At 56.9% G+C, this 20,657-nt stretch carries 17 protein-coding genes and 2 pseudogenes; 8 read left to right on the forward strand and 11 right to left on the reverse strand.

The genetic code is table 11. The features are described 5' to 3' along the window. Positions 1-659 precede the first annotated feature (659 nt). From ACZ9IU_RS31140 to ACZ9IU_RS31150, 3 genes are all read left to right on the forward strand, one after another. Positions 660-2,219: a hypothetical protein gene (locus tag ACZ9IU_RS31140; RefSeq protein WP_157885377.1), complete on the forward strand. Its 1,560-nt coding sequence runs from the start codon at positions 660-662 to the stop codon at positions 2,217-2,219. Position 2,220: 1 nt separating this feature from the next. After that, entirely contained in the window at positions 2,221-2,898 is a 678-nt protein-coding gene (locus ACZ9IU_RS31145) for a hypothetical protein (RefSeq protein ID WP_040126013.1), read from the forward strand. Between the two features lie 1,394 nt (positions 2,899-4,292). After that, complete coding sequence (locus ACZ9IU_RS31150; protein WP_157885376.1) at positions 4,293-4,691, forward strand: Rap1a family protein; 399 nt, start codon at positions 4,293-4,295, stop codon at positions 4,689-4,691. 615 nt (positions 4,692-5,306) lie between these two features. Here ACZ9IU_RS31150 and ACZ9IU_RS31155 read toward each other — a convergent pair. From ACZ9IU_RS31155 to ACZ9IU_RS31170, 4 genes are all read right to left on the reverse strand, one after another. Further along, positions 5,307-5,828 (reverse strand): GNAT family N-acetyltransferase, encoded by a 522-nt coding sequence (locus tag ACZ9IU_RS31155; RefSeq protein ID WP_040126011.1) that lies wholly within the window; start codon positions 5,826-5,828, stop codon positions 5,307-5,309. Then, positions 5,818-7,161 (reverse strand): aspartate aminotransferase family protein, encoded by a 1,344-nt coding sequence (locus tag ACZ9IU_RS31160; RefSeq protein WP_051900768.1) that lies wholly within the window; start codon positions 7,159-7,161, stop codon positions 5,818-5,820. The genes ACZ9IU_RS31155 and ACZ9IU_RS31160 overlap by 11 nt, the downstream gene beginning before the upstream one ends. Then, entirely contained in the window at positions 7,155-8,429 is a 1,275-nt protein-coding gene (locus ACZ9IU_RS31165) for an aminotransferase class I/II-fold pyridoxal phosphate-dependent enzyme (protein WP_051900766.1), read from the reverse strand. The genes ACZ9IU_RS31160 and ACZ9IU_RS31165 overlap by 7 nt, the downstream gene beginning before the upstream one ends. A gap of 637 nt (positions 8,430-9,066) precedes the next feature. Then, positions 9,067-9,534: a winged helix-turn-helix transcriptional regulator gene (locus ACZ9IU_RS31170; protein WP_040126010.1), complete on the reverse strand. Its 468-nt coding sequence runs from the start codon at positions 9,532-9,534 to the stop codon at positions 9,067-9,069. Between the two features lie 101 nt (positions 9,535-9,635). Between ACZ9IU_RS31170 and ACZ9IU_RS31175 the strand changes: the two genes are divergently transcribed. Continuing rightward, complete coding sequence (locus ACZ9IU_RS31175) at positions 9,636-10,850, forward strand: MFS transporter (protein WP_051900763.1); 1,215 nt, start codon at positions 9,636-9,638, stop codon at positions 10,848-10,850. 66 nt (positions 10,851-10,916) lie between these two features. Here ACZ9IU_RS31175 and ACZ9IU_RS31180 read toward each other — a convergent pair whose 3' ends face one another. Next, the gene (locus tag ACZ9IU_RS31180; RefSeq protein WP_051900761.1) at positions 10,917-11,429 is read right to left on the reverse strand and encodes a YidB family protein; all 513 of its coding nucleotides are present in this window, start codon (positions 11,427-11,429) and stop codon (positions 10,917-10,919) included. Between the two features lie 279 nt (positions 11,430-11,708). Here ACZ9IU_RS31180 and ACZ9IU_RS31185 point away from each other — a divergent pair, with 279 nt between their 5' ends. Continuing rightward, complete coding sequence (locus ACZ9IU_RS31185; protein ID WP_040126008.1) at positions 11,709-12,059, forward strand: EutQ-related cupin domain-containing protein; 351 nt, start codon at positions 11,709-11,711, stop codon at positions 12,057-12,059. Positions 12,060-12,069: 10 nt separating this feature from the next. Here ACZ9IU_RS31185 and ACZ9IU_RS31190 read toward each other — a convergent pair whose 3' ends face one another. Together ACZ9IU_RS31190 and ACZ9IU_RS31195 are read right to left on the reverse strand one after the other, a co-directional pair. Next, positions 12,070-12,621: a hypothetical protein gene (locus tag ACZ9IU_RS31190; protein ID WP_040126007.1), complete on the reverse strand. Its 552-nt coding sequence runs from the start codon at positions 12,619-12,621 to the stop codon at positions 12,070-12,072. A gap of 799 nt (positions 12,622-13,420) precedes the next feature. After that, positions 13,421-13,753 (reverse strand): annotated as a pseudogene (locus ACZ9IU_RS31195) (transposase); the annotation flags it as partial. Between the two features lie 67 nt (positions 13,754-13,820). Here ACZ9IU_RS31195 and ACZ9IU_RS31200 point away from each other — a divergent pair. Next, a pseudogene (locus tag ACZ9IU_RS31200) lies at positions 13,821-14,137 on the forward strand (IS91 family transposase); the annotation flags it as partial. A gap of 308 nt (positions 14,138-14,445) precedes the next feature. Here ACZ9IU_RS31200 and ACZ9IU_RS31205 read toward each other — a convergent pair. The 4 genes from ACZ9IU_RS31205 to ACZ9IU_RS31220 form a co-directional block, all read right to left on the reverse strand. Continuing rightward, on the reverse strand, positions 14,446-16,365 hold the full coding sequence (locus tag ACZ9IU_RS31205; protein ID WP_040126004.1) for an acyltransferase family protein: 1,920 nt from the start codon (positions 16,363-16,365) through the stop codon (positions 14,446-14,448). 710 nt (positions 16,366-17,075) lie between these two features. Further along, the gene (locus ACZ9IU_RS31210) at positions 17,076-17,393 is read right to left on the reverse strand and encodes a DDE-type integrase/transposase/recombinase (protein WP_370650472.1); all 318 of its coding nucleotides are present in this window, start codon (positions 17,391-17,393) and stop codon (positions 17,076-17,078) included. Continuing rightward, positions 17,302-17,538: an IS3 family transposase gene (locus ACZ9IU_RS31215; RefSeq protein WP_080955890.1), complete on the reverse strand. Its 237-nt coding sequence runs from the start codon at positions 17,536-17,538 to the stop codon at positions 17,302-17,304. The genes ACZ9IU_RS31210 and ACZ9IU_RS31215 overlap by 92 nt, the downstream gene beginning before the upstream one ends. 145 nt (positions 17,539-17,683) lie before the next feature. After that, positions 17,684-17,953, reverse strand: coding sequence for a hypothetical protein (locus tag ACZ9IU_RS31220; protein ID WP_244447638.1), 270 nt, complete (start codon positions 17,951-17,953; stop codon positions 17,684-17,686). Between the two features lie 678 nt (positions 17,954-18,631). Between ACZ9IU_RS31220 and ACZ9IU_RS31225 the strand changes: the two genes are divergently transcribed. Continuing rightward, complete coding sequence (locus ACZ9IU_RS31225; protein WP_080719419.1) at positions 18,632-19,249, forward strand: nitrogen fixation protein NifQ; 618 nt, start codon at positions 18,632-18,634, stop codon at positions 19,247-19,249. Continuing rightward, entirely contained in the window at positions 19,246-20,550 is a 1,305-nt protein-coding gene (locus ACZ9IU_RS31230; RefSeq protein ID WP_040126003.1) for a dicarboxylate/amino acid:cation symporter, read from the forward strand. The genes ACZ9IU_RS31225 and ACZ9IU_RS31230 overlap by 4 nt, the downstream gene beginning before the upstream one ends. The last annotated feature ends 107 nt before the right edge of the window (positions 20,551-20,657 follow it).

Consider the following 20,657-nt stretch of genomic DNA (forward strand, 5'->3'; position numbering starts at 1 on the left):
AGAGATCAATTGGCCTTCTTACCGGGAAGATGGCTCGCGGAACGAAAGAGCTTTGAATAGTCCGGCGGTTTGTCCCATGCGAGCTCTGATGAGCAACGGGGGCAGGATATGCCCGCGGCACCGCAGCCGCAGCCGCACGTTCCACTCCAAGCTCTTGTTGGATGAGTCTCGCAGACCCAAATGCGGCTTCCGCTTCGCCGGTGAATGCCGGAGGGCGTCCATTCTCAGAGATGTACCTGCCGATCTCATCAAGGCCTTCAATCGTCATCTGGTGATCAAATAAAAAGAGCGAATTCGCTACTTCTGAAATACCGAATGGCTGATGTCGGCATCTTTCGCAGAGGGTCCAACATCCGTGCTCGGCGCCACCGCATTTGATACAAATAGCGCGATTCATTTTTTTACCTTCAGTAAACCGATAGAGGCGAAAGCCCGATAGACTAATCCAGACAATACGACTTAGCAATTATTGGCACCAATACATGGCGTCGTCGCGCCTGTTGGGAAGAGAAAAGCACATTTGACGTAAGCGTATTATTATTGTTCATTAGGTTGGGGCCGTACAGAGAATAGCCACGACAATGCAACCGGGGGCGGACTACTCATGTAGTTTAAGCGGACGTGTTTCCTTGTTTTGTGGCGCATAAAGGGGGAAATGCATGATCATCGTCGGGCAACGACAATTTTTTCGGCCAGTTTTCAACGCTGCCCGACTAATTCGCACAATCGTTCTCAGCGCAGCCTTGTGTATTTCCACATTGAACCCGCAAACATCTTCGGCGGCAAGCAGCCAGACTTTGTCGGATGGGCGCAAATGGGTGGTGCTGGCGAGCCGGGCCGATATCAGCGAAGCGATCGAGATCGCGAAAACCTATGTGGGCCACCAGGTCAAGATAATGAATTCCGAGAATGGCTGGTTCGCGGTCGTTCTGGGGCCCTATCGAGCCAAGGACATCGGCGAATTCAAAAGTGGTTTTCAAGGTCCTTCGATCCCAAATGACGCGTATCTCGCACTGGGCAAGAATTTCCTTTCTGTTGCCTGGACCGATAGCGGGTCGGCGCAGGTTGCGGCCAGCAAGGCGCCGGAGGAGGACTTTATCACCTGGTCGCTCGACCGGTACGAAGAGACCTATGAGATCACGAAAATTCCACTGCGCTTTCAAAAGCAGGAAAGCGAGGACGACGTTCTGATTTTCCGCGACGGCGAGCAATACATCAGAATTCAGGTGGACTTATCGACCACCGCCGAAGATCTGCTGAACACGATCAAAGGCGAATATCCTGGCAACGACCTCGCCGAGGGCGGGGATAAGGAGTTCCAGATCATCAAGTCGGAAGTCGGAAAGAACACGGCCTATGTAACCGCCCAGTCCCCGGATGGTTCGCATCGACGGGTTGAATTTGCCACAGCCGGTTGCTGTGACGGAAACTACCTGAGGTTCATCTTCCAATATCCCCATGCTGCGAAAGTCGACTGGTTGCAGGCCTTCTACAAGCATTTTCAGGCGGAACCCGTGCAGGGCAACTTCACTCACGCGTTCTATATCAAAAGCGAGTGGGAAATGCCGCTGGCGACGACACCGGCCTTGAGCGAGCGCGACCGCCTGTACGATGCCTGCGCCGCTAGCTGGAACAAGCTAAACTTCCATGGGCAGCGGGCCAACAAGGCCATGGCCGTCTACGAGGTTGGCAAGCAGGTCTATTGCTCCTCCCAATGGCGGCAGGCAACGTTGACCGCGGCGAGGTCGGCGGTCCAGGAAGCATGCAAGAAGAAAAATGCCAGCAGGTGCGCTTTGTTCGCGCTGGGCGATGAGCTCAGCCAATGGGCAAAGGAAGCACGAGATGATGCGGAATATGGCGGCCGGGAAACGAAATACCGGCAATACGAACAGAGCCGCAGGCAGCCTTCGGCTCCTGCCGCTCAGAGCGATGACGGCGGAAGCCTCTTCGATGACCTTCTCGGCGCGGCGGGTAGTATCGCGGAGGGCGCGTTAATCGGTGCCAATATCGGGGCCACGATCAGCGGTGCCGGATCGAGTGTGGGATCCAGCGGAGGCAGCGGCAGTGGCGGCGGGGGCAAATGTGCTCATTTCAGATCTGCCTATGCGACATGTGAACGAAGTTGGCGCAATATCGGGGGAGGATCCTCCGGGCAGGCGGGCAGCTTCAAGGCATGCATGGACGTCAACCGCAATGCGATGATCAGTCTGGGTTGCTGAAATGTCTTATCGTCCCATCACGTTGTTGGTCGCCGTCGCAACAGGCATCTGCTTGTCGTCGGTTTTTCCGGGAGTTGCCGCCTCGGCCATGACCTGTAGTGACAAACTGATCCAGATGACTGCCGCCTGCATGGGTGGCGACCTGACGAAGGCTGCCGAATGCCGGCGTCGTGCCGAGATGCGCGGTTGCTCCACACCGGGCACCGCCCACGCGTGCGATACCAGCGAGGTCCGGGAGAGCATTGACTGGGTGTTTCGGGATGCCGGCGCAAGGCAGACCTATGCGCGCGGCCTTCAGCAAGGCCTTGAACCGGTGGAGGCCATCATTGAGGCACAGCAGCACAATCCGCGAGCCATGAATCAACTTCGGGGATGTAGGGAGTTCATCTCGGCCTATCTCAACAAAGCATTAGCGCCCCCGCCGTCCGCTGCCGACTGTTCGTGCGTGTCGGTCATTCCCGCGGGAGCGCGATATACCATATCCAACTCCTGCCCGGAGTCTTTCCGGATCTCAGCCGAAATCGTCGACGCCGCGAATACCGCCCGCAGGGCGCGCATCGATGTGGGCAGCATCGAGGGCGGGGAAAGCAAGTCAGTGACCGCTCCCGCGTTTACCGTCCCCTCGATTAAATCCACCACTCTTTTTAGAGGAGGGCAGTCGCAAATCTGCCCTTACTGAACGACCGGCGCCCGAACCACTAGAGGCTGCATGTTTCATTGACATAGCGAAACGCGACCGGCCAATGATGATGGCCGTTTATTTTCTTGCGATGGGGCTCGTTGATCTTTGACCCTCACCCCTCTGTAGTCGCTATCTCATGCCGAAGGATCGTGCTGGTAAAACTCATTGGATCAGCAGGCAGTAGGCCACGTTTTGTTAAGCCCGCTTCGCTCTTGCGCACTGTCGCGAGCGCATGTCGGAAAGCGGCTGGGAAAACCGGGACAGCTCCGTTCTCCTTGACGTACTCCGCGACCGCGACAAGGTCTTCCTCATCATCAAGCATCTGATCCGATAAACAAAGGGAGTCGGCCAGTTCGGTCTCTCCGTGTGGGGCGTGTCCGCATGCGTCACAAGCAGTCCAGCATCCCCATTTCGTTTCCCCGCATTTGATGCATACAGCTCTCGTCATTCTCTCCCCCAGCAAGCACACTCAAGTTCAAGATCGACCGAATACCTAGCGTTTACAAATGGGATGATCGAGGATACACGAATTATTTCAGTCTGAGGTGGCACGTCGATTTCGCTGTAGGAAATCATCGAATCTCCGTCGCGTTGCTTGGTTACCATTACAATATTTGACTCTAATCGCCTCACTCAGCTTGAGACCTTTATTACCTGTGACTACGTCTTCGGGTGTGTTTTTGACTGAGTAATCTATCGAAGCCAACATCTGCCACTTACCGCTATTATCAGTTTTATGATAAGTCATACTAGTTGCGGCATCACCCGTATAATATACCGTCAGCCGCCCTAGTGTTCCACTCTTAGTGCGACTATCCAAAACAAGAGCGCCGTTATTTTTAGCTGGGCACCGAACCTGTATGGGTTTTTGTTTGTCGTCCTCGGTGCGAATGACGTCGTCTTGCGCATAAGTCGGCAATATTGAGACGGCAATCAGGAAACTCGACATAATCGCTTTAGCGGATGTCATTCGATAACTCTCAGCTCCCCAGCAAAAGAATCAAGGCGGAAACGTTGCAGATAACGCCGGGCAGCGGCGTATCGCTATTCGCACATATTGAAGTGACGTTGTCGTAGCTCATCCGTCCACAATCCCCCTCCGAACCATAAGAATATTTTGGGGCTGATCAATCCGGAGCGCCCGCACATGAAATATGTGCAAGTAATAGATAGGCGCAAGCTACAAAAACGCGAGATTCATTTTCCCCTGGTAACACCCTCCGGCAACATAAGTTAGCAAAACAATTTTGGTCAACAGATATAAACTGCCCCCCGTTCCGACCCCACAGCCAGCACAGGCATGAAAGGCTCAAGCAAAATTTCGGGGACAATCTGCGGTCTCTCGAATTTCACGTTATTCCTAGCCGCCCGGCAGCTTGGAAAGTAATATAATGTCATCTACGATTATTACAAAATGGGGATCAGAAGCAATGCGCATCAGAGTTTGGCCCTTCGCTGCCGTCCTATTGCTCTGGCTTTCCGGAACAAGCATGGTTGTGGCAGAAGAGACTGTCGCGGATTTCCTGCGGGAGTCAGATGATCGCGGGGTCAGATTGATCGCTCGGGTCGCTGGCCTCACCTTAAGCCGAGCAAATTCGAGACTTGTCGTTGATCGGAATCAAGCGTTCTTCTGCCCGCCCCGTGGGCATGCGATCTCGACGGATGAATATATTGAGACCCTAAAAGCTTACATCGCGAAAAACGATATGTTCGCGACGGATGCGTCCGACCTTATGCCAATGCACATGCTTTCCGCACTTATGGAAAAATACCCCTGCCGCGTTAAATGAGATGTCACTCATCTAAAAAAATGTTGCAAGGACGGCAAAGCTTCCACTGCGTTGCTACCAACCCCGGATTTCTAAGTGAATCTCTGCTTGTCATAAGTTGCGGATCGAGAGCAAAGAGAACGGCTAAGCGGCACGTGTGCTAGCAACGAGAAGATGCCTTATCGCCTGGTGATCGTACTCGCCGTCTAAGCGGGCGACTATGCTCCGCTGATCGAAACGTGCAAGTTCAAAGCCGTCGATCCGCCTGCCTATCTGAACGACGCAATTGCCAACGGTCACAACAGAGTTGGATCGCGCGCTCCTACCGTGGAATTTTTTTCCGACGGCTCAACACGCACATCAAGACCGCAATCGACCCTCCATATCTACCCAAGTACACAGAGATATATTTCCAGCGGGTAGAGCCAAGGATTGCATTCGCGCAGTCCCACCTATTACGCCGAGAAGGCGACCGGATGAAAAAAGGAACGTTTCAACGGCCTATCGGGGCTACGGTCTATATTCTGGCCGTCGGAGCTCCGCACACAAGAGTCTTATGAGCGGATTTAGTAGCGTGGAGCGATCCGGAACCTCCCGGAAAATCTGGTGGCGTTATCAGATCCGAACTCCCGAGCCTCACAGTGCAAATTTGCCCGGTCGTTGCATCTCATAGAAGCGAAAGAACGTCCCGAGATGTTCGGTCATGCCGGTGAACGAAAATCCCAGCCGCAGCATGGCCTTCTGAGACCGGATGTTCGTCGGCCTGACGACGCAAACCAGCCGGCGCACAGGAAGGCGTCGAAAACCGAACTTGATCGCAGCTTCAAGACTTTCTCCGGCGATCCCCTTGCCCGAGCAAGACCCGAACAGGCAGACACCAACCTCGACATCATTTTCGTCATATCGGCGCAGTCCCGCGCGACCAACGAAGGTCAGGTCACCGTTCGCTTCACGGAGATAGACCATCCAGAAGCCATAGCCATAGCGATCCCACTCATTGAGATAGAGAGAAAGACGAGCATCGGATTCGGCCCGCGTCAGCGGTTTGCCCTGCATGATAAGTTCGACGACAAGCGGATCGGTATGGAGGCGGTGCAGCGCGTCGCCGTCGCGGGCGGTCACCGGCCGCATGAACAGCCGTTCGGTCTCAAGGTTCATCGGCTGCGACCTCTTTTCTCGCATGGGCTCTCCAGGCCGCCGCGCGCAGGGCGTCTTCAAAGACTGCCGCCAGCTTGCCGATGTCCGTCGACGTCATCGGAGTTGAAATCGCCCCGAGGCCGACTTGCGAAATGAGAACGCCGCGATCGCGCATGTGCCTGATAACGTCGCCGAGCGTAGCTGAATGGTGCGAGGCGAGATGGGCCTCGGTATAACTTGAGATCTTGCCTGCACCGATGAAGATGCGAAACAGCGATCCGGTGCCGGTGACCGCCCCGGTCACGCCCGCGCTTCGAAACGCATCGGCGAGCACGCGTCGCGCATCGTCACCGAGTTGAGTGATGCGCCGAAACTCGTCCTTCGTCATCGCGGCCATCGCAGCCAGGCCCGCCACCATGGTCATCGGATTGGCTGTGAATGTGCCTGAATGCGCGACATGCGGTCGTTTGGCCAATGGCGCAAAGACGTTCATCACATCGCTGCCGCCCGCGACCGCACCGATGGGAAGACCACCGCCGATGATTTTGCCGAAGGCGGTTATATCGGGCTTGATCGAGCTTTCGCCGAAGGCCCCGGTGTAGCCGAGCCTGAAGCTCAACACCTCGTCGGAGATTAGAAGAGCGGATCGGGCTGACGTCCATCGTCTCAGATAGGCGAGATATTCCGGAGTGATCTGAACGAGGCCGGCACGAGAGGGCAGGGGGTCGATCAGCACGGCAGCGAGATCGCATCCGGCAGCGGAGAGGATGCGATCGCTGTTTTCAATGTCGTTGAAGGGGATCACGACCGTATGCCGCGCGACCGAAGCGGTTAATCCGTCGTGCTCAAGGCTGTAGCCCACACAGCCATCGGTCCAGCGGGTTGGCGGCGCGGTGACGTTGATCTCGACTGCGTCGTAGTTCCCGTGATAGGCGCCCTCGCATTTTGCCACCAGCGTCCGGCCGGTCAAAGCCCTTGCAGCCTTGATGGCCATCATCACCGCTTCGGAACCGGTGTTGGTGAAGCGCACTTGCTCGAAATGCGCTACCCGGTCGCAGAGAAGCTCCGCGAGTTCGATCTCGGGGAATGTTGGGTTCGCAAAGCTCAAGCCCTTCATCAATTGCGCCAGCAATGCGCTTGTGACGTCGGCATGACCATAACCGTGGATCAGCGCGGTGAAGTTGTTCTGAAAGTCGAGATAGCGGTTGCCATCCACGTCCGTGACATAGGCTCCCTCACCTGATGCAAGATAGATAGGATATGGCGTGGCAAATGCTGAGCTTCTTGTGTTTCCCATGGGCATGACGCGTCGCGCCCGCCGATTTGCTGCCGCGGAGACGTCGGTGATCAGCATGGCCGCGGCCCCGATCCGTCGGCCGCAGGTCCGTCGATAATGGACCTCAGTTCGCGGCCTAACCAGTCGACTTCTTCGACCAGATGACTGGCCGTCGGGCAAACGCGCAAACCCGCTCTTCCCTGGGCCACCGTCGGAAAAAAGATCGCGGACGTATAGAGGCCGCGGTCGAGCAACTGGCGCGCCGCTGAAATAGCCGCACGCTCGTCTCCGAGCATGATGGTGCGGATCGGAAAGGGCAGGGAGGTCTGCTCGGTTTCGATCATGGCATCGAACTGTTTGATCCGCTCTCCCAATGCGATCTGGCGATCGAGGAGCTCCTGGGTGCGGTGAAGATTGGCCGATGCGATCGCGCCGCCGATGCCGGCAAGATTGATAGAAACCGAAAAGGCGAATGCCAGCGCGAACCGCCGAAAGAGGTCTTCCTGGCGTTGCGACCCGAGCATGAGCAGCGCGCCTGAGGCGCCAAAACCCTTGCCAAGCGACGCGGCGATGATGGTGCGATCCCCGAACTCCTCGCCGATGGACGATCGGGCATAGCCTTCCCCTCGGAAACCGAAAAGCGATATGCCGTGGGCGTCATCGATGTAGAGGAATAATCCGTATTGCCGTTGCAGCCTGAGCAGTTCATCGATCGGGGCTGCACCGCCCATGGAATAGAGACCATCGCAGACAAAGGCCACGATTGGGTTTGCCCGACAGATCTGCTCGAGCATATCGACATCATTGTGATCGATGGTGAGCACCGTGGTCTCGGCAGCGACGAGCGGCTTGTGGACCGCCAGCGTCGCGTGGACCAGCCGGTCGAAGACGACAAGCGGTTTCTTACCTCCGGTCAGGTAACCGGAAGCCAGGATCGGCATGGCACTCAGATTGGCGGCAAGCACTGTCGAGAACGTGATGACATGCGCCTGAAACAGATCGGACAGGTTCTCCTCAAGGTCCACGAGCAGCCCGAAATTGAGGCGTGTGCGTGCGCAGGACCAGTGCAGGGAGCCATAATCCGCGATCGCTTCGATGGCCCCTGCGATGATGGCTGGGTGATTGTCGAGACCGAGGTAGGAACAGCGGACGAAGTCGACGACTTCGCGGGTGCCGTTCTGGCGGTCCCTAACATGAACGAGGCGTCGTTCAACCGACTTCGCGCTCAGTCCCATCACACCTGCATCAAACGCAAGAGCGAAGATGGGGTCGGCGCGTTCGATCATACGTTGGGTATTCCGCATCGATCGCGGTTTGACTGCAGAGGTCCGACTGTCTTTCGTCATGGCACCCTCCCAATATCAAGGCAGAATGGGCGCGAGACGGAAATATTGCAAACGATATCAACGATGTAGAGGCGATATATCGACAGGATTGAGCGCTCGTTTGTGAGTTGGTCGGCCCCGCTTAGATCGCATTCGGACCTGCGCAAATTCGCACAAGATCGGCTAGGATCGTCCGAAGCTCCGGCCACGGCGCTTCCTGTAGGGCAGAGTGTGGATCCTCCATTTCCAAGAGGGAATGCAGCTTCACCACGACGCCGGCGACAGATCGAGGCGCCGCGCTCCACAATTCCTTTGCCAACGCCTCCTCGACATCTGCCATTTACTCCTCGGCTTTTTTCGCCTTCGTATATCCAACACGCTTGTCCGCCGTCTTCCATTCCCTCCGGCTTACCGCCAGCGCGGCCCTTGCTTACCGTCGCATTTCATCCTGGTCCGCGTTCGGCAAAAGACGGTCGATCTCCCGACCGGAGTAGGCCCACATGAAACCACAGTCTTCCGGGAGCGGGACTTTCGTGCGAGGGAGATGCATCATCTGCATCTATGGCTGACAAGGAGGCCCAACGCAGCCGTTCCCCAACGCGAATCTCGACGTCCGTTTTGGTCGAAAGTCGTCGTGACAGGATAGCGCTGTAGGCGATCATCGGCTTCCCGGCAAACAACTGCTTTCCGCCAGCACCTGAGTGTCGAACCAAGCAAGAGAGCGACCATCCCTCGATCGAACTTCAAGCTGTGCGATCGGTGCGCCTTTCTCCCTGTCCACGAGTAAAGACCGCTTTTCGCCGGGAGCGAACAGGTGGTCCTCACCCCATTGACGGAGCGCTACGATCACCGGGAACAAGCCGCGCCCTTTCGCCGTAAGAATGTATTCCCGATAGGCGGTCCCGTCTGAGGCTGGCGCGGTTTCGAAAATCCCTCGTTCCACGAGGTCGCGCAATCGGGTCGCCAGCACCGCTTTGCCTATGCCCAGTCCTGACTGAAACTCGCCGAACCGGCGCGAGCCGTCAAAGGCGTCCCGGATTATCAGCAGGGACCACCAGTCGCCGATTACATCCAGCGAACGGGCTACCGGGCATCCAGCATTCCACTGGCTGACACGTTTCACCATCGGTGATCTCCCTCGGCTCAAACTGGTTCTAACTTAGAACTAGAATCAAACCAAGCCAAGTGGTCTCAACAAGGAATTGGAACGAGAACACGAGGAACCCAATGGATGCCAGGTCAACCCGTTTTACTCAAGAGACGCAAAGAGACGGCTTGTCGGGATTACAGTCACTCGTCATGGCGGCGGCGGCGGGCCTCAGCGTGGCCAACGTGTATTATGCCCAGCCATTGCTTGACCTCATGGCGAAGGACCTTGCCATTTCGCCAGCCGCCATCGGTCTCATCGTGACGCTGACCCAGGTCGGCTATGGGTTGGGCTTGATCTTCATCGTGCCGATCAGCGACCTTGTGGATCGGCGAAGTCTCGTCAAGGTCCAAGGACTGCTGGCGGCTATCGCTCTCGTGGTCGTGGCGACTGCAGGGTCGAAAATGATCCTTCTCCTCGGCATGGCCGTTGTGGGGCTGCTGGCGGTCCTGGTGCAGATACTTGTCGCCCATGCGGCGGCCCTGGCTACGGCGGCCCAGCGGGGCAGGGTCGTCGGCATGGTCACCAGCGGCGTCGTCACCGGCATCCTGGCTGCGCGTTCGGTAGCCGGTGTGGTTGCTGATGTCGGCGGATGGCGGGCGGTGTATATGGCCTCTGCGCTATCCATGGTCGTCATGGTCGGAGTCCTGAATTCGGTGCTGCCCAAGCATTCCGCAGGGCCAGGTTCCGGGACTTATGTCGATGCGCTTATCTCTATCCCACGCACGTTCCTGCGCGAACCGGTCCTGCTTCTTAGAGGGGGCCTCGCGCTCATCATCTTCGCGTCCTTCAGCACGTTCTGGACAGCCTTGGTCCTGCCGCTCAGCGCTTCGCCGTTTTCCTATTCGCATACCAGGATTGGTCTATTCGGTCTCGTCGGACTGGCTGGAGCGATTGCCGCGAACTATGCCGGAAGACTTGCTGATCGCGGCCATGGCAAATGGACGACGGGGGTCTCTCTGGTGCTCTTGCTGGCATCCTGGGGGCTGATCGCCTTCCTTCCGTTTTCCATTCCGCTGATGCTGGCAGGCGTGTTGTTGCTCGACCTGGCAGTCCAAGCCGTCCACGTCACCAATCTCAGCGTCGTCGTGGCTCTGGATCCACAACGCAGCGGTCAGCTGATCGGCGGCTATATGATGTTCTACTCTGTCGGCAGCGCCATTGGGGCGATCACGGGAACGTCCGCCTACGGCTGGCTCGGCTGGCCGGGAGTCTGCTTGATGGGAGGAACCTTCAGCCTCTGTGCGCTCGCATTGGGGGTCGCCACGCGGCTGACAGCTAGTGCCGATCGATAAGCTGTACTCGCGCCTGCCTCTTGAGGAAGTCGCCGACAAGACTGTTTTGCTGAACCTACGTCAGGGTCAAGTGGCGGATGCAGGCGGAACCGTTCCATCCGGTGTAAGGCCGTCGACTGCATTGGGCAGGTTCTCGGAGAGGCGCTTTAGGATTTCCTCTTCTGACATGCCGGTTCGCGCAGCTATGTCTCGCAGGACATCTGGTCCCAGCGCTGAAGCGAGCTCGCTGTTATTGATCGGATCGTTCGCCCCGGGCTTGACCCATGACTCAGCTTTCTTCTCCTGCCCGGCCTCACGGAATTGGTCTAGCAGGTCGCTCAAGCCGCTGTTCAGTATCGACCCGATGCTGCCACCACTGACCAAGCTTCCAAGTCCGCCTGTCCGCAACCTGTTAAGAATGTCGTCGATACCGGCATCCGATCCGGGGGCTGCATTCGACGCGCTTCCCTGTGTCGCTCCACCCGGCGACGTCCGTTGGCGCTCGGTTACGCCTTTTAGGATTTCGGCGATCCGGTCGCGGTTCTGATATCCCGCGACCGCGAGGACGGCGAGAAGCGCTTTGAGTGGGCCGCTGGGCATGTCTGGTCTCCTTGATCTCGGCGATAAACGAGCGATCTTGGCTGTGGTTCCGCATGAGGCATCCTGATGAACCAGAAACCATCTCGCTCGAGGGTTACATGACGTCGTCGATCGTCTTGTAGAGGCCGTGGATGGTCCTCGTTACCCCGATCCCTATGAGACGTCTCTGGCAGGTGTTGGAACAAGGAACCCGTTCGGCGACATGCGTGTCTCCGTGCCGTAGTCGGTCTTGGCATCCTCGGCAGCCGCGCTACCTCCGTCGAAAAACGGGAGAAAGCGATGAAAGTCCAGAAATTCAATGTCGCGGACGCGAACCTGGTCAGGTCCCCGGGACAGGATGCCGATATACTCGTTGGAAACCTGGTCGACGAGAAGAACGGCGGGCCGATCACCATCGGGTACGGCCGGTACGCACCGGGTCAGACCCTCACAGAAACCATAGCAGTCGATGACGTCATGATCGTTCTGGAAGGACGGCTAGCGGTCTCGACGGGAGCTGGCACCGTCACGGCGGGTCCGGGCGAGATCGTCTACATGCCCAAGGGGGAGGCGGTGACGATTACGACGGAGGGGGAGGGAGCGCTCACGGCCTATGTGACATATCCCCACTGGGCGGAAGTTCACGACTAGAACTATCGTCTCAGCCACTGCCGACGAACTGAGGAGCGCTTCCGATGAAGCGCCGCCCCCGGCACCATTTCGGCGAAACCTGTTCCCGCAATGAAAGGCACCGCGGCTTGAGATCTTCCCGTATATCCTGGAGCAGACCGACGAACGCGAAATCAGTCACCGTCATCACGGCGCGACCACATGCCAACCGCTCGCGCACCTCGACGCCGATCCGGAGAACCTCCGACGACCGCAGTCCCGAGGTCTCAACCTCCTCCATAATGTCCGTCGCGGCATAGCGTCCGCCGCAATACGAGGCAATCGCGTCATTGGTCGCGAAGTCGAGGAGCGTGAATACGAAAGTGTGAGCGTCGGCGTCATGCGAAATGCCCGTACGACAATCGTAGTCGTGACCGATCGACGCTGCCTTCCCGCCTCTGACGATCCCATAGTAATTGTACCAGTGGCCAGATCGGGTGAGGTACTCGGCTTTCCATACAGCTCGGTCAAACTGCGTGGCACCTTCCGCGACATCGCAGAGGTCCTGGATCGTATCGAAAAATTCCGAACGAAAGTCGTCCATTGATATTCCGCGCTCTACGCGAGCGCCGATTTGATACGGCGGATGTAGTCCGGGTTCTGCATTCGCCCGTCTTCCGCGAGCCTGATCTCGGTCTCGGTCAGGCCGGTCGCGATAGCGAGTTCGCTCACGCTGTAACCTTTTGACAGTCGGGCGTTCAGGAGGCTCCCGGCGGCCTGCGCGGGTCTGTCCGATAAGATGCTGCGGGTGCTAGAGATGTCCATGGAAACTCCATCATTTGGCGAGATGAAGAACTGCGATCATCGGCAGAGGTTCCGGCAGATAAAGCAACGATGTCGAAGACAGTGGCGTTGGAATGGGACGGGAGGGTCGGCCTAGACCGATCTGCCTTATTCACGGCGCCAGCGTCCCCGGTGAATGGACCGCATTCTTCACAGGCTGTGATGGAAAGGACAGCAGGCCGGTCCAGCCATGCCTCGACGCTAGAAGTGATACGTATCGCATTCGAGAATGCCGGAGTGGAATTTATCTCCGAAAACGGGGGCGGCGCTGGCGTGCAGTTTTCAAAGCCGGGCGGAGCCGAGAAATAAGCGGCGTCGCGTTTAGAGCGGACACCAGGGAGCCACCGGCGAGCCAGCACATTGGTTTTGGCCGTTGGGCTGTGGCAAGGTTATCAGCAAAGAAATTAGAGGTGGACGCGTATTACATAGCCAACGATACATCGTCAGCTGTGCAAAATCAGGTAAGATATCTTATGGAACCGGAGTATTCTAGATTCCAATCGCCTCGTAGGCCTCGGCGATCTCGGATGGAGGTGACTTATACCAACCCTCATTGATCAGAACTGCCAGATGTTTTCGACAGGGTTAAGTTCTGGCGATTTGGCAGGTAGGGGCAGGATGGTGATGTTGGCTGGAACGGCCAAGTTGTTTGACATGTGCCAACCTGCCTGGTCCATGATGAGGATGGCGGGGGCATCGTCGGCGACGTTTCGGGAGATTTCGATGAGATGCTGGTTCATCGCATGAGTGTCACACCACGGCATGACGAGAGCCGCCGCCTTGCCCTTCTTCGGACAGATGGCACCAAATATGTAGGCGGAACGGGTTCGCTGATCATGCGGTGCTGTCGGCCTTGAGCCGCGCTTGGCCCAACGCCGAGTAATCCTGATCCGCAGCACGACCAGCCCGCTCGACCGGCTGACGCTGGAGGTGGTGCCGCCAAGCTGAGTAAGCTTCGCCATGGCGGCGGGACTGGAGGTGGCGGATATTTTTCGCCGCCACGGGGAAAGATATCGTCAAACCCATGACACCCATCTCGGGCGTGTCGAACGCCGGGTCATGAGTGCGGTCGAGATGTGCCGGACCGCTCGCCTGGGCGGGCATGTCCAGCAATGTCAGGACTGCGCAGCGTTCCGCATCGCCTATAATTCTGTCGCAACCGGCATTGCCCAAAGTGTCAGGGACAAGCGAGCCGTGACTGGCTTGTTGCCCGACAGGCCGATCTTCTGCCTGTCGGCTATTTCCACGTGGTCTTCACCCTCCCGCAGCAGATCGCCGGGCAGCGATCGTCTCACCGTGGTCCAACGGACAAACCGAGGGGCAGATCACCAAGCTTAAACTGGTGAAGCGCCAGATGTACGGTCGCGGAAAGCTTGATCTTCTTCAAGCCCGCCTGATCGGCGCGTCATGAGAGAATTGCACCAAATGTGCGTCAGAGCCAATATTCCACGCCGAAACACATTCAGGTCGGCGCGGCGGGCGTCCGAAATCCTCGTGCGCTTTTCATTGCAGGCTACGCGAAAGTGCTCGCGGTTCACTCCGCCTAGAAAATTCGTCTTGAAACAGAGTCTATCTCGAAAATGCTCTAACGAGCAGCCCTGATCAGCCTCTCAACAAGTCCTGTCTTTCGAGCGATGATCTCTGATCCCTGGTAGGAAAGGTGGCCGCTGTCCCGGTAGAGGAATTTACCATCGATCTCAGTTCTGCATTTTGTGTCGTCGCAGAGAAAGTCGTGGTAAGAGACAACCTCGACGTCAGCTTTCACGGCGACCTGGTTTAAGAGATCGAGAGTGCGGGATCGCATCCGGCGGTAATCGATGACATCGATTTTGCAATCACTGTGCCGCCCGAGCATAAGACCTCCACTCACCTTTCGCTCAAGGCAATCGCCGATATCGAAGCCTGCGACTGGCGGGGGAGCAACTATGACCACTCGCCTACCCAAAGCGCGAACTGCCTCGACGAGAGACTTGATACCCTCAATCGCTTCATCTACCGACGTTTCAACTTCCGTGAATGTCCCGTCACGTCTTTTAAGCAGCATGAAGTCTTTGGAGTCAGGGGCGTCAAATGGACTCGAAATGACGACGGTCCTTATCTCCGGCCGATTTTTCAGGGTATTCAAAACACTGTCATTGAAGCGGATACAGTCCTCACCAAAGGAGAGAGACACTGCGCGCTTGGAGATGGCAGCAACGCCGATGGCGGGGGAGCATCCGCTCATTGTGAGCTGAGCCAGGCCGGCCTCTCCGACCGTTTTGGCCAAGCCGGGAACCAGTGCCATGGCAAATGAATCGCCCCAGACCAGCAATTCGGGCCTGTCTGTCGTCTGGCAGGCCTCCAGAATGCCCTGAGGCCGCGATCCAGATGTGCGATCACATTCCCTTGCCAGGCCGTAATTGATCCGTCGGCTCTCGGAAAAGCCACCCTTACTTTCGGCTGCGCCAATGTCGACTGACAGTGCGAAGCCGAGAAGAACCGTTGCGGCAACGAGTCCTGAGGCCATCCGTCCACGAGATGTGACGAATCCCCGCTGGAACGGCTTTTCCACGAAACGGTGAAGTACCAAGCTCGCTACAACTGAGAAGGCAACTGCCGCATAGATCGCAAGCGAAGGAGGCTCTTCCAGCCAGGCAGCCCGCACATATACAAGCACCGGCCAATGGATCAGATAGAGCGAGTACGAGATATCCCCAATCCTTGCCATGCTTCGAACTGCCACATTATCCTTGTTGGGCGACAGCAGGAGGATCAGGGTTGCCAAGCAGACCAAAGCGGCATTCACGATCGGGTTCTGCAAACCAGAAGGTCCAAAGGGAATAAGGAGGATAAGCACGAGCGCCGGGAGGCGCAGCGCCGCAAACTTGGCAGTCACGCGAGCGCTGGCGGGAAGCAATGCCCCGAGCGAACCAATCGCTATTTCCCAAAAGCGGGTCGGCAAAAGATAAAATGCTGCGGATGGGTCACGAAAGGCCACGTAGAGACACAGTGCCAGACTGGCAACCAGAAGTGAACCAACCATTGTGAGCCACCATCTCTTGGGAGACAAGGCCAAGAAAGCAGGAAGCAGCAGATAACACTGTTCTTCGACAGCGAGCGACCAGAAATGCAGGAGAGGCTTCGTTTCGGCGGATCCGCCGAAATAGTCCGCCTGAGTCCAGAGAACGATGTTGCTGGTGAATGTGAGCGCCCCGAGGACCTGAGTTCGGAAGTCCCGTAGGCCCATATCTGACAGGAAGAAGGGTGCAGCGATCGTCGTGAGCGCAATGACCACATAGGCGGCGGGCAACAGACGCTTCGCACGACGATAATAGAATTCCCAAAAGCTGAACCGTGCCTGCTCAAGCTCGGTCGCGATGAGGCCGGTGATCAGAAAGCCCGAAATTACGAAGAAAATATCAACGCCGAGATAACCAAACGACGCGACTTGGGTATGATAAAAGACAACCAGCAGGGCAGCTAGACCCCGCAAGGCATGGACATCGGCTCGAAAGTCGCGCGGCATAGAAGACCTGATGAAATTCCCGGCTTAACTGGATGAACTAAGACCTTAGGCACCTTGGTCAGCCGCAGGAATCCGCAGCGACGATGTGAAAGGTGCTTTCATTCGCTGGATCGATTTCGGCCGATTTGCCGCACTCGCCCATAACTAAGAAGATCGTCGGCAGCAGGTGCCGGCGTACTTGCTTTCAGTCGATTGTTGTTCTTCTAATGGAGCATGCCCGGCAATTCGTAAAATCGATTGTGTGAATGCGATACATCCATGTTATGGATTGCTTGCAGACGCCGTTGGCTCGATGCTTTGACGGAGGGTAGAAACTTATGGTGACGCAAGCAGGCGCAACCTCGCCTAGTGCGCTCGCCACGCTCATGTCGCCGTAAGGCTTCATCACGCTGTTGATTTGCACTGAGAGCTGACCCGGGGTTGGAGTGAACCCCTCGGGCTGGACCAGCGAGGCGCTTCAAACCAAGCCAGCCAGTGGGCGAGTTGGGTTTCAAATTCTGCTGGCGATCTGTAGCCACGGGCCGAGTGCAGCCGCTTGTGTAATTGTAGACCTCCTCGATGAACCTCGGCAACCGCTCGGCCACGTCTGCAAAGGTCTCGTAGCCTGCGGGGTAGATATCCTCCACCTTGAATGTCTTCATAAAGCTCTCCGCCTGCGCATTGTGATATGGGTTCCGACGGCGCTCATGGAGCCTATCAGACCGGCCGCATCAAGCGCCTGTCGGTAGGTTTCGCTTGCGTATTGGCATCCGCGGTCCCGCGCAGTGAATGCAGCCCGGCGGAGGCCTCCTATTTTCGATCGCTGAATGCAACGACGCCAGCGCTAACGGCGTGTCCAGTCGCTTTGACAGACCACGGCCGACGACTTTCCGACTGCAGGCATCGAGAATAACAGCGAGATAGCAGAAGCTCGCGGCGATGCGGATATAGGAAAACTCAGCCACCCAGACCATGTTGGGCCTCGCCGGGGTTGCCGTAGAGTTTCGGGTAGATCGGTGAATCGTGGCCACCGTCCGTCGTTCGAACATAGCGGTTTCGAGGTTTGATGCCCAATCCATTGGCCCGCATGACACGAGCCACGCGCTTGTGATTGACGAGGTGCCCCCGTCGGTGAAGCTCGTGCGTCACGCGGCGATAGCCGTAGCAGGGAAATTCGTCCTGAACGTCCTCGATTCAAGGCCCTTGCTGCGGAGCATTAGTAGTAGCTGCATCTCGGGAGGTCGATCTTCTTGCAACCCCGTCAGACGGGGCAGGCCGCGGGCCGGTGACGATGGAGGAGTTCTCGTTGCTGCCGGCGATCGGCTGCTGCGGAGTGGTTTTAAAACCAGGTCCAACTCCATCGTGAGCTGGCCGACTTTGCGTTCGGCGCCGCGATCTGCGCCTCATATTCGGCGATGTCGCTCGCCTCTGCCTCTTCATCGCTCAGTTCGCCGCCGTCAAACTGCGTCAACCACAACTGGATAAGGTTGGCCGAAACGCCGTAAGTGCGTTGCGTGTCGCACCGTCCAATGACACCGTTTCGAATATCCTGGCAAAGCTGCAGCTTGAACGGCGTCGAATGCCGTCGATATGGTCCTCGGGACTTCATGAGCCTTCTCCGATTGAGGCCCACAGAGCGTGTGTTTTTTCGTACCCCGTGGCCCAGCCCGAGGGGGTCACTCCAACCCCGGGTCAGCTCTCAGTGCAAATGAACAGACAAAAGTCATGCGCGTTGTCGTACACGCTTCATGGCGATGCGGTATGCTCGTTAAGAGTTGGTCCATCGGTTGGATTCAGCTCAGCCTTGAGGTCCACCAGCGACTGCATAGGCGATAAGGAAGTTGCTGTTCACCATCAGTGGCCACGCGATAAAGTGGCGTTATCATGGCAACGATGGCAAGTCCACCCAAGCGAAATCCTGCTGCTCAAGAACATTTCGAGAGCGGGACACGCCGGAGCGTTTGCCAACGGCTTTGCGACATTCGGCGCTATGTCCGTCGATTTCCCGACACACCCCTCATGCACGTCTGCATGCTTCACCGAACAAAGAGCCCAAATCCGGGAGATGCGAAGCCAAATCCAAATTGGCATGATTCTTGATTGCCAATTACCAGGCAGCCAATGCTTGGTGCCGCAACACGGAAAATCATGGGTCGCAGGATGCAAGCTCAGAAGCACAGTCTCACGATTTGCACAAGTTGGGTAAGGTCGGTGACGAATAGTCGATCGGGGGCGGCCAACGGTAATCGTCGCAATCGATGGATCTCGAGCCGCTGTGAATTGCGAGATGGCTTTCGATTGTCATCTATCAACGAGCGGCCTTCTACATGTACTAAAAAAAGGCGCTGCCAGATCTATGACTGTAAGTAGCTCGAAAGGAATTTCCGCAACCGAGTTAGACGACGCCCTTTGCCTCTCCGCCCCCGCCGCCGTTTTACAATCCTTCGCAGTGCCAAACCTGCAAGCCGCTGAATCGAGGGCGGAGGAAGAAGTTCTACTCGGTCTGCTCCCCGCGCATGCGCGACGAGATAATGCAATGAGAGCCTTCTTTGCCGAAACGCTCGCTGGTCCGACTATGGGTCAAGACCATCTTTGGCGGGCGGTAGGTCTGTACGATCGGTCTGAGCTCAGTCATTTGCTAGGAAGCATGTTCCAGCACTTGCGGCGGGCAACACCAATAGCCTGCGGGTGGAAGAAATACCTTTCCCGCAAACTCTGCGAGGCTGATGGCCATATCTCTATGGGTTGCACAAAGTTGCCGACAGCGCATGGAGCGCCAGACCTGCTTCGGACCAGAAGAAGGCGAAAAACCTGCAAAAAACCGGTCGGTGAGCGCAGTCCCAGCCGGTTGCCACGTCAACGGCGTAGAGAACGCTTTGGAAGCTATAAAGAGGACCGACAATGATTGCGAATCAAGCCGCAGAGACCCCTCGTAAGGTGCCGTTTTACCGTCATCTATACGTGCAGGTTCTCACTGCAATCGTCGCTGGCATTCTGGTAGGCAATTTTTATCCTGACCTCGGTGCTTCTTTGAAACCACTAGGGGATGCATTCATCAAGCTCGTCAGTATGATTATTGCGCCGGTCATATTCTTGACGGTTACAACCGGCATTGCCGGAATGGCTGACCTGAGGAAAGTTGGACGTGTTGCCGGAAAGGCGATTCTCTATTTCACTGTGTTTTCGACCTTGGCACTCGCTGTTGGCCTTATGGTCGCCAATCTCCTTCAGCCGGGCGCTGGGATGCACATCAATCCCGCGACACTTGATCCAAAAGCCGTCGCCGGCTACGCGGCAAACGCTCACGGGACGACTGCGGTGAGCTTTCTTATGAACATCATTCCAAACACCATCGTCGGCGCCTTCGCGGATGGCAATATCCTTCAGGTGCTGTTCATCTCGGTACTTTTTGGAATAGCAATCGCAATGGTCGGCGATCATGGTCAACCGGTGGTCAGGTTCCTGAATGCACTTACGGAACCGATCTTCAAGCTTACGGCCGTGCTGATGAAAGCTGCTCCGGTAGGAGCTTTCGGCGCGATGGCATTCACCATTGGTAAATATGGCATTGCCTCCCTTATTAACCTGGTAATGCTGATCGGCACTTTTTACCTCACGTCGCTCCTCTTTATCCTCGTCGTGCTCGGGACTGTCGCGCGATGCAATGGATTCTCGATCATCGCTTTGATCGCTTACATCAAGGAGGAGATCTTGCTCGTCCTGGGGACATCCTCGTCGGAAGCGGCTCTGCCGGGCTTAATGGCGAAGATGGAGCGGGCGGGCTGCAAGCGGTCGGTCGTTGGACTCGTTGTCCCGACCGGATATTCTTTCAATCTCGACGGCACAAACATCTACATGACGTTGGCTTCACTTTTCATCGCCCAAGCAACGGACACGCCGCTCACGCTGGCGGATCAAATCCTGCTTCTATTGGTTGCCATGCTGAGTTCAAAGGGTTCGGCCGGCATCACAGGTGCCGGCTTTATAACGCTTGCAGCGACGCTTTCCGCGGTGCCCTCGGTGCCGGTCGCCGGTATGGCGCTGATCCTCGGAATCGACCGTTTTATGTCGGAAAGCCGGGCAATCACCAATCTAATCGGCAATGCAATAGCGACGCTCGTCGTCGCTAATTGGGAGGGAGATCTCGATCGGGACCGGATGACCGCTGCGCTGGCCAGGGAACCAGCGGTGGACGAAATCCAATAACAAGATGTTCAAACTCAAGTGAGGTTTTCGTGCGCCAACGGTGAATACGAAAAGGCACAAATCGACTGAGTGGTTGAGTCCGCTCACGTTCCAATAGCTTTCAACTC

The sequence above is a fragment of the Mesorhizobium sp. USDA 4132 genome, from assembly GCF_056279545.1.